Origin of the sequence: Arsukibacterium sp. (assembly GCF_041616895.1) — a bacterium.
Classification (GTDB): domain Bacteria; phylum Pseudomonadota; class Gammaproteobacteria; order Enterobacterales; family Alteromonadaceae; genus Alishewanella.
Genome location: NZ_JBFJPY010000120.1, coordinates 1 through 8,469, shown reverse-complemented (window position 1 = coordinate 8,469; position 8,469 = coordinate 1). Strand labels below are relative to the sequence as shown.

The window sequence follows — 8,469 nt, the reverse complement described above, 5'->3', positions numbered from 1 at the left end:
TATACCGCTGAACACGCCAAAGAGGCGATGCAATGGCTGATTGCGCAAGGCGTGCCCTTTGATCAGTATCAGGATACTGACGGCAGTTTGAAATACCATCTGACGCGGGAGGGTGGCCACAGTCACCGTCGTATTTTACATGCCGCCGATGCAACCGGTCAGGCTGTACAAATCACTCTGGTAGACCAGGTTAAGCAGCATCCGAATATTCATCTTCTGGAAAATTACAATGCGATCGATTTGATAAATGGCGCCAAAATTGGTTTAGATGCAAAGCGATGTTATGGCGCCTATGTTTGGAATAAAACCCGCGCTAAAGTAGAAACCATTCAAGCTCATTTTGTGGCACTGGCTACCGGTGGCGCCAGCAAAGTTTACCTGTATACCAGCAATCCGGACGTGGCCAGTGGCGACGGTATCGCTATGGCCTGGCGCGCCGGCTGCCGGGTTGCCAATATGGAGTTCAATCAGTTTCACCCTACCAGCTTATATCACCCCGATGCCCCGAACTTTCTGATTTCAGAGGCTATGCGAGGTGAAGGTGCTTTTCTGCGCCGGCCAGATGGCAGCCGTTTTATGCCCGAATTTGACGAGCGTGCCGAACTGGCGCCGCGCGATATTGTTGCCCGGGCCATCGATTATGAAATGAAGCGACTTGGCGCCAATTGCCTGTACCTTGATATCAGCCATCAGCCAAAAGACTTCATTATTGAACATTTCCCGACAATTTATGCCAAGTGTTTAAGTGTAGGTATTGATATCAGCCGCCAGCATATCCCGGTGGTACCTGCGGCGCATTACACCTGTGGTGGGGTGTTCACCAACCTTGATGGCCAGACCGACTTAAAAAACCTGTATGCTATTGGTGAGGTTGCCTATACCGGCTTGCATGGCGCCAACCGAATGGCCAGCAATTCGCTGCTTGAATGTGTTGTTTTTGCTCAGGCTGCTGCCAAACATATTTTAAGCCAGTTGTCGGCTGCGGCGCATTATGCCGATATTGCGCCATGGGATGAAAGCCGGGTAAGTGATTCTGACGAAGAAATTGTCATTACTCACAACTGGCACGAGCTGAGGCTGTTTATGTGGGATTATGTTGGTATCGTCCGCACCAATAAGCGACTAGAGCGCGCGTTGCACCGGGTTGAGTTATTACAGTCTGAAATACATGATTATTACAGTCATTTCCGGCTTAGCCACAACTTACTTGAACTGCGTAATCTGGCCCAGGTGGCGGAGCTTATCATTCGTTGTGCGATGGCACGTAAAGAAAGTCGCGGTTTGCATTACAACCTGGATTACCCTGAGTTACTTAATCGCCCTGAGCCGACGGTGCTGGTGCCTAAAACTTAGCAGCCCCGCTGCCGCCTCTGCTTGAGTTCTCTGCTTGCTTTATCGCTGCGCGCTGCCAGTTAAACTGATTAAGCTGTCGCGCCAGCGCACGGTAATCAGCTGCACTTAGCTGATCAGCCAGCAACCATTGCTGATGCAACTGCCTATGCTCGCTTTGCCAGCGCACTAACACCCCGAACTCACTGACAAGACAGCCTTCACGTAACTGACCGCAAGGCAGCTTGCTTTGCCACCACCGTAACTGGCCATCAGGTTGCAAACTTAACCCGATGGCTACTTGCGGTTGCCGGTAACAGCGAATGCCATACCAGTACACGGCAAACAGTAAAGGTGCTGCCAGTGCCAACGCAATACCCGGCAGAGGCTGTAAGACAAAAATCGAGCAAACCATAAACGCCAATGCCAGTATCCCCCACTGGCGCCAAACTGATCTGCCAATGGCGACATTACACCCGGACACGGTCAAGAATCACGTTAATCAGCGCCTGCAAGGCCGGATCATTCGATTTGGTATGGCCCATAAACCAGGCAAATAAGTCCGGGTCATCCGCGGCCAATAAGCGCTCAAAATCTCGCTTTTGCTGCAATGATAATGCATCGTAGCCATCTTCAACAAAGGGTGCCAACAACACGTCCAGTTCCAGCATGCCGCGCCGGCACGCCCAGCGCAGACGTGGTTTGATCATTAACTCGGTCATTCAAATTCCTTAGTGCCAGATACAGTAATTAAGATAACGACATTTGCACAAAACTGCCGTTTTGGGGTTGAGCTTTTAAATGCAGCCCCAATGTTACAACTATCTACGCTTTGGTGATACTTCTGGTGACATAAACAATGCATACATCTTGGTTAACTGCAAAAAGTTACGGCCAATTGTCCAATCAGGTTCAGGGAGCTTTTATTGCGCCGTTGCCTGCGTTTGACATAGTCAGGGTTAGCGGGGCAGATAACCGCAAATATTTACAAAGCCAGACCACTTGCGACATAGACCAGCTCGATGATTCGCAGTTCTTACGTGGTGCTCATTGTGATGCCAAAGGCAAAACCTGGTCGGTATTTCATTTATTGCAGCAAGCAGACGAGCTATTAGTTATCGCTTTTAGGGATGAATTAAACGCCTCGGTGATCCAATGGCGCAAATTTGGGGTTTTTTCTAAGGTAAGTTTTTCGGCCGGTAACGACGATTATGCCGTATTGGGAATTGGTGGCGATGAAGCGCACACCCTGGTAACTCAGCTTGGCTTTAAATTGCCGGGCGGCAATGGTAGGCTAAGCCGCCATAATAACGGCATGGTACTGCAGTTAGCAGAGCAGCATTATATGCTGGTCCTTCCCAAAATTGATGCTATAGCCTTGCTGGACAAAGCGTACCCCCTGGCAGCGCCGACTCTTTGGCTAAAACAGCACATTCTGCATGGCCTGTGTTACCTGGAACAGCCTTTGATAGGTGAATTTGTGCCGCAAATGCTTAATTTACAAGCGGTCTCGGCCATCAGCTTCACCAAGGGTTGTTATCTGGGTCAGGAAACGGTAGCCCGGATGAAATATCTTGGCCGTAATAAACGTGCCGCCTGGATTTTACAGGCACAAACCGAAGAAGCACCTGCAGCCGGGTGTGATATCGAACAACAATTTAACGACAACTGGCGCCGGGTGGGCCAGGTTATTAACGCAGTCAATATCAATAACCAGCTTTGGTTAATTGCCGTACTGCCTAATGATATAACACCGGCAGACTCGTTGCGGTTAAAGTCAGACAGTGCACCGGCACTGCAGTTGCTGCCGTTACCTTATCCTTTAAGTTAAAGAGGTTTTCATGACCATTTCACAAGACAAAGTTGTCGCCATGCATTACACCGTTACCGATCCGGACGGTAACAAACTGGATTCATCTGCTGATGGCGAGCCTTTGGTATTTTTGTTTGGCCATGGCGCATTAATTCCAGGTCTGGAGCAGGCTCTGGCCGGTAAAGCCGTCGGTGACAGCTTTTCCGCAACCATAGCGCCCGCAGACGCCTACGGTGAACGCCATGACCAACTGGTACAGTCGGTGCCTAAGAACATGTTTGAAGGCATGGAAGTAGCACCGGGTATGCGTTTTCGGGCTGCCGGACCAGATGGTCGGGAACAGTCAGTGATTATTCTGGACGTGACGGAAGAAGAGGTGGTGGTAGATGGTAATCATCCCTTGTCAGGTATTGAGCTGAAATTTGAAGTTGAAGTGCTGAAAGTACGGGACGCAACAGCCGAAGAATTAGCACATGGCCATGTTCATGGCATTGAAGGCGACGAGAGTCATTAATGTTATAGCTTTAATGCAGTTAGCAACAAAACCGCAGCATTGATTGCGGTTTTGTCATTTCTGGCAGCGACGAAAACCTTGACAGAAGCGACAAAGCACCCTATTTTGACCGCTTGTTTTGTTTTTAACCATTGTAAAAGCTGTTATATCAGATGAAAGATCGCATTATTATCTCGGTATCGAGCATCAATGGTACCCGCCACTTCAGCATCAGCAAGCTATTTAAACGCAATGCCGTTATTAGCTTATGGTTAGCTTTATTTACCGTTATTATTACCGCAGCCCTTATCGATTATTTGCTAAAAACGGTTGACCACACTAAAAGTCAGCAGCAGGAATTAGCACTGCAAGCTGAACAGCTTGCTATGGAAATCACTGAGTTAAGCCAGACCCGAGAGCAACTGCAGCAGGAACTGGCCATCAAGCAGGATGAAATGCTTCAGGTGAGTAACCGGCTGGGTGAAATTGAGCTGACGTTGGGACTGGAGCAAGAGTTTCCACAGGATCTGGAAGCCAGACTCGATACCGCTACAGTAAACTCCAGTGCCAAAATGGCGATGTTGCAGCTGGTACCTAATGGTTCACCGCTGGAATTTCGCCGTCGCTCTTCGCGCTTTGGCGTGCGTACCCACCCCATCATGGGTAAGCAGCAACATCACAATGGTATAGATTTATCTGCCAATCGTGGCACGCCTATTTATGCCCCTGCCGATGGCGTGGTCGAAGTTGTACGACCGAGTAAAAATGGCTACGGCAACTTACTGAAAATCCGCCATGCGTTTGGGTTTTCGACGTTATATGCTCATCTGGACGAGTTTAAAGTTGCTAATGGTCTGTTTGTTCACAAAGGACAGCTGATCGCTACTTCTGGCAATACCGGTAACTCTACGGCGCCACATCTACATTACGAAATTCACTTTTTAGACCGGTCACTTAACCCGCAAAGCTTTATGGATTGGGACGCAAATAATTTTGATCTGGTATTTGAAAAAGAACGGAGCATTAAATGGGATTCTTTAGTAACGATGCTGCAAACCAAAGCAAGCACACAACTACAACTGTCATCGCTGCGGGATGCTCAATTATCGGAAGCCTCCGACTAAGTTGCGATATGCAGGTTGATGGTTATGTCGAAGGGGTGATCACCAGCGAAAAAACCTTAATCATCAGTGCTGCCGGCCGGGTAAAAGCGCAAGTTACTGCTGATAAAGTGATCATTAATGGCTTGTTCGACGGTGAGTTGTTTGCCAATACAGTAGAAATTCTGCCTCAGGGTAAAGCGCTTGGTATTATTCATAGCGACGATTTATGTATTGAGCGCGGCGGCAGCTTTATTGGCGAAACCCATCGTACCTCGCAAGATCAGGTGGTTAGCCTGACTAAACCTGAGCCAAAGGATGCAACCGACACTGACAACCGGATTGAAAATAAGGCTTAAGTACAAAACGTCAACATGCGCTAATCACATCTGCTATAATGCCGCCCCCTTGCAGGCGGCGTCCTGTTTTTTAGTTGCAGGATTTCATTGTGTCTGATCAAGCTTTTAGTCAACTGGCTTTGCCAACGCCTTTACTTGAATGTTTAACCAGCCTGGAATATCACCAGATGACCGCAGTGCAGGCGCAAAGCTTGCCGGCAATTTTAGACGGTAAAGATGTGATAGCACAGGCAAAAACCGGCTCAGGCAAAACTGCGGCCTTTGCCCTGGGGTTGCTGGCAAAACTGGATGTGAAGCGCTACCGGATTCAGACCCTGGTGCTGTGCCCTACCCGCGAGCTCGCGGAGCAGGTCGCGGCGGAAATCCGCAAGCTCGCCCGTAATATTCATAATATTAAAGTCCTGACGCTATGCGGTGGCGTACCCAATCGCAGCCAGATTGTCTCACTGGAACACGGCGCTCATATTATTGTGGGTACGCCGGGCCGGGTGCTGGATCATCTGCAGCAACAACGTCTGGATTTAACTGAATTAACCACCTTAGTGTTAGACGAAGCCGACCGGATGCTGGAAATGGGCTTTGCTGATGCGCTCAATGCGATTCTGGCAGACGTTCCGATTAAGCGCCAAACCCTGCTGTTCAGTGCTACCTTTGATAAGGCTGTCCGCCAGATAGCCGACAGTATTATGCAAAGCCCTGTTACTGTTACCGTAGCAAGCCCGCATACCCAAAGCAGTATTGAACAGCAGTTCTATCAACTGGACGGCATAAGCCGCAGCGATGCAGTCAAACTGCTGCTACACAAGTTTGTGCCCGCCAGCACGGTGGTATTTTGCAATACCAAGCGGGAAACCCAGGAATTAGCTGACACCTTAAAGCTGGCTGGTATCAGTGTGATGGCTTTGCACGGCGACTTAGAGCAGCGCGATCGCGAGCATGCATTGCTTAAGTTCAGTAACAATAGCGTCAGCGTGTTAGTGGCTACAGATGTTGCCGCTCGCGGCCTGGATATCGACAAACTGGATTTAGTGATTAATTACCAGCTGGCCCATGATGTCGCCACCCATACTCACCGGATTGGCCGCACGGGTCGTGCTGGCAACAGCGGCCTGGCCTGCTCATTACTGAGCCCGGATGACGGCAGTAAGCTCAATGCCCTGGCCGCGCAATTGGCTTTGGAAATAGATGCCCTGCCGCTGCCAGACGCGTCAGTACTATCACAAGCCTTACCAGAGCCTGCTATGCAAACCCTGCAAATTGATGGTGGCAAAAAGCATAAATTACGGCCAGGCGATATTGTCGGCGCACTGACCAGTAGCAGCCAGATTGTGTTTGCTGATATTGGTAAAATTCAGATGCTCGACACCGTCGCTTTTGTTGCCGTTAGCCGTAAAGTAGCAAAACAGGCGCTGGCGTTACTGAACGATGGCAAAATGAAAGGTAAAAAATACCGGGTATGGCGCTTGTAAGGCGCTTATTAACCCAGAGATATAGTGTCCGCTATTTGATGCCTGAGCTTTGATAGCTGAGACTTGATGTTTAAATTTATAAATTAGCTTATCGCCAGTTTTTTATAACCGGCGATAAGCGTAAATGCCAGATACAGCAATTAACCAACTGTTAGCGGGTCAATGGTTCTGCCTGTAGCAAGGTATTAATCCAGCGCTCTTCTGTAATAAAGTTCCAGTGCCAGTTTTTCCATTGCTCACCCAGCCCGGCTGCTACGATTTGCTCGTTACTTAAGCCTTTCGCCTGCTGCTGTTCTACCTGCGCCAAGGTGGCTAACATCATCTGATGAAAGCGTTGTAATCCTGCTTTATCGGTAAGTGCGCCATGGCCCGGAACCACCTTAGTTTGTTCATCTATCTGGCTTATTACATAGGCTACGTTGGCAATATAGCCACGAACCGAACCGCCGTTATTTAAATCAATAAAAGGAAAACGTCCCTCAAACAACATATCGCCCATGTGCACCACGTTTTTACCTTCAAACCAGACAATAACATCACCGTCAGTGTGGCTCGGTGGCAGATATTCGAGTCGCAGTTTCTGGCCACTCATATTCAAACTGAGTTGCGTAGTAAAGGTTTCGGTGGGCAAGCCAGCACGTGGAAATGACGCATCGGCGCTAAGGCGTTTTAACACATTGGCGTGGGCAATTATCCGCTTTGGCATTAACGCGCTGTTACCATTGACATGATCGCCATGCATATGGGTGTTTATCAGGGTACCAAGCGCTTTACCGCTGCTAAGTTCTGCCAACTTAGCGTTAATTTTATCTGCCAGCTCGGCATACTGAGCATCAATTAATATCACTTCATTGTCAGTAACCAGCGCGGCCATATTGCCACCAGAGCCGGTTAGCATAAAAAGGTTATCCGCCAGTGGTGTGGCGTTTATCTCAACGTTGGCAAAGCGGTTAGCTAATACGGGTAAACTTAAAAACAGCAGCAGGAGCAGCGTGAGGGGTTGTAATCTTATCATTGTTGTTATCCTTGTCGTAGTCAGTTTAAGCAATTGCAGGCTGCCACTATTGTTGCAGCCTGTGTTAAGTAACAGCTTAACCTATACGCTCGGATCTTCCATTCAGATGATTTTATTATCCTGCCAGAATTTCTCTTTCTCCAGGCGTTTTTGTCTTTTCTCACAGGGTTTATCGCAATCACAGGCTTTGGCAATATTGAGCTCACCAAGACCACCACAACTGCCTGCCAGCGTTTTACGCTGTACAACAAAGCCAATGGCCATGGCTAACACCACCACCAGAAACAGACCAAAGGTAAATAAAAATACCGCCATGACTTACCTCTCTTCATCAATTAAATAGGGTTTAAACGCCTCGCTAACCAGCTCGCTAAAGCCATCGTCAGTTTTTACGATAAGTAGCGCCGCAAGCTGGTACTGATTAGCAAATTGCAGTGCTTCTTCGGCATTCATAATATGTAGCGCGGTGGCATAACCATCAGCTGTCATGCTGCTGGGGTGAATAACCGTACTCGACACCGTCCGGTGCGCAACAGGCTCGGTAGTGCGCGGATCAATTAAGTGCGAGTAACGAACGCCATCCTGCTCGAAATAATTGCGGTAATCACCCGAGGTAGCTACCGCCATATTCCCTGGCGCCAGCACCCGTTGCATCGCCCGCTGGCCCGTTACCGGCTTTTCTATGGCAACCCGCCAGGCACGGTCGGGTTTGCTGCCACTTACCCGCATTTCCCCGCCAATATCCACCAGATAATCGGTTATACCATTGTTTTCTAAAATCTCGGCAAGTCGATCAACACCATAGCCTTTAGCAATTGTCGATAAATCCAGTGCGACACGTGGATCTGTTTTAACCAACTGGTTATTATTCAAGCTTATTTTTTCAATACC

Annotated in this window: 11 protein-coding genes; 6 read left to right on the top strand and 5 right to left on the bottom strand. The window is 48.8% G+C overall.

What is annotated here, in order from left to right:
• Positions 1–1,353 (top strand): L-aspartate oxidase (gene nadB, locus ABY802_RS14985; RefSeq protein ID WP_372627935.1); only part of this gene is annotated, 1,353 nt, incomplete at its 5' end.
• On the opposite strand, the gene ABY802_RS14980 is transcribed toward nadB, so the two are convergent.
• Together ABY802_RS14980 and ABY802_RS14975 are read right to left on the bottom strand one after the other, a co-directional pair.
• On the bottom strand, positions 1,343–1,813 hold the full coding sequence (locus ABY802_RS14980; RefSeq protein ID WP_372627934.1) for a protein YgfX: 471 nt from the start codon (positions 1,811–1,813) through the stop codon (positions 1,343–1,345). The genes nadB and ABY802_RS14980 overlap by 11 nt on opposite strands.
• Positions 1,800–2,051, bottom strand: a complete 252-nt coding sequence (locus ABY802_RS14975) for a succinate dehydrogenase assembly factor 2 (protein WP_372627933.1) — start codon at positions 2,049–2,051, stop codon at positions 1,800–1,802. The genes ABY802_RS14980 and ABY802_RS14975 overlap by 14 nt, the downstream gene beginning before the upstream one ends.
• A gap of 137 nt (positions 2,052–2,188) precedes the next feature.
• Here ABY802_RS14975 and ygfZ point away from each other — a divergent pair, with 137 nt between their 5' ends.
• The 5 genes from ygfZ (at position 2,189) to dbpA (ending at position 6,563) form a co-directional block, all read left to right on the top strand.
• Complete coding sequence (ygfZ, locus tag ABY802_RS14970) at positions 2,189–3,160, top strand: tRNA-modifying protein YgfZ (protein WP_372627932.1); 972 nt, start codon at positions 2,189–2,191, stop codon at positions 3,158–3,160.
• Between the two features lie 10 nt (positions 3,161–3,170).
• On the top strand, positions 3,171–3,656 hold the full coding sequence (locus ABY802_RS14965) for a peptidylprolyl isomerase (protein WP_372627931.1): 486 nt from the start codon (positions 3,171–3,173) through the stop codon (positions 3,654–3,656).
• Between the two features lie 152 nt (positions 3,657–3,808).
• On the top strand, positions 3,809–4,759 hold the full coding sequence (locus ABY802_RS14960; protein ID WP_372627930.1) for a M23 family metallopeptidase: 951 nt from the start codon (positions 3,809–3,811) through the stop codon (positions 4,757–4,759).
• 8 nt (positions 4,760–4,767) lie between these two features.
• A complete protein-coding gene (locus ABY802_RS14955) occupies positions 4,768–5,094 on the top strand; it encodes a polymer-forming cytoskeletal protein (protein WP_372627929.1) in 327 nt (108 codons plus the stop codon).
• Between the two features lie 89 nt (positions 5,095–5,183).
• Positions 5,184–6,563 carry an ATP-dependent RNA helicase DbpA gene (gene dbpA / locus ABY802_RS14950; RefSeq protein ID WP_372627928.1) on the top strand — a complete coding sequence of 460 codons (1,380 nt, stop codon included), beginning with the start codon at positions 5,184–5,186 and terminating at the stop codon, positions 6,561–6,563.
• Between the two features lie 151 nt (positions 6,564–6,714).
• On the opposite strand, the gene ABY802_RS14945 is transcribed toward dbpA, so the two are convergent.
• The 3 genes from ABY802_RS14945 to ABY802_RS14935 all read right to left on the bottom strand — a co-directional run.
• Complete coding sequence (locus tag ABY802_RS14945; protein ID WP_372627927.1) at positions 6,715–7,578, bottom strand: MBL fold metallo-hydrolase; 864 nt, start codon at positions 7,576–7,578, stop codon at positions 6,715–6,717.
• 102 nt (positions 7,579–7,680) lie between these two features.
• Entirely contained in the window at positions 7,681–7,893 is a 213-nt protein-coding gene (gene nqrM, locus ABY802_RS14940; RefSeq protein ID WP_372627926.1) for a (Na+)-NQR maturation NqrM, read from the bottom strand.
• A 3-nt stretch (positions 7,894–7,896) separates the two neighbouring features.
• Positions 7,897–8,469: FAD:protein FMN transferase (locus tag ABY802_RS14935; protein WP_372627925.1), on the bottom strand; the 573-nt coding region annotated here is incomplete at its 5' end.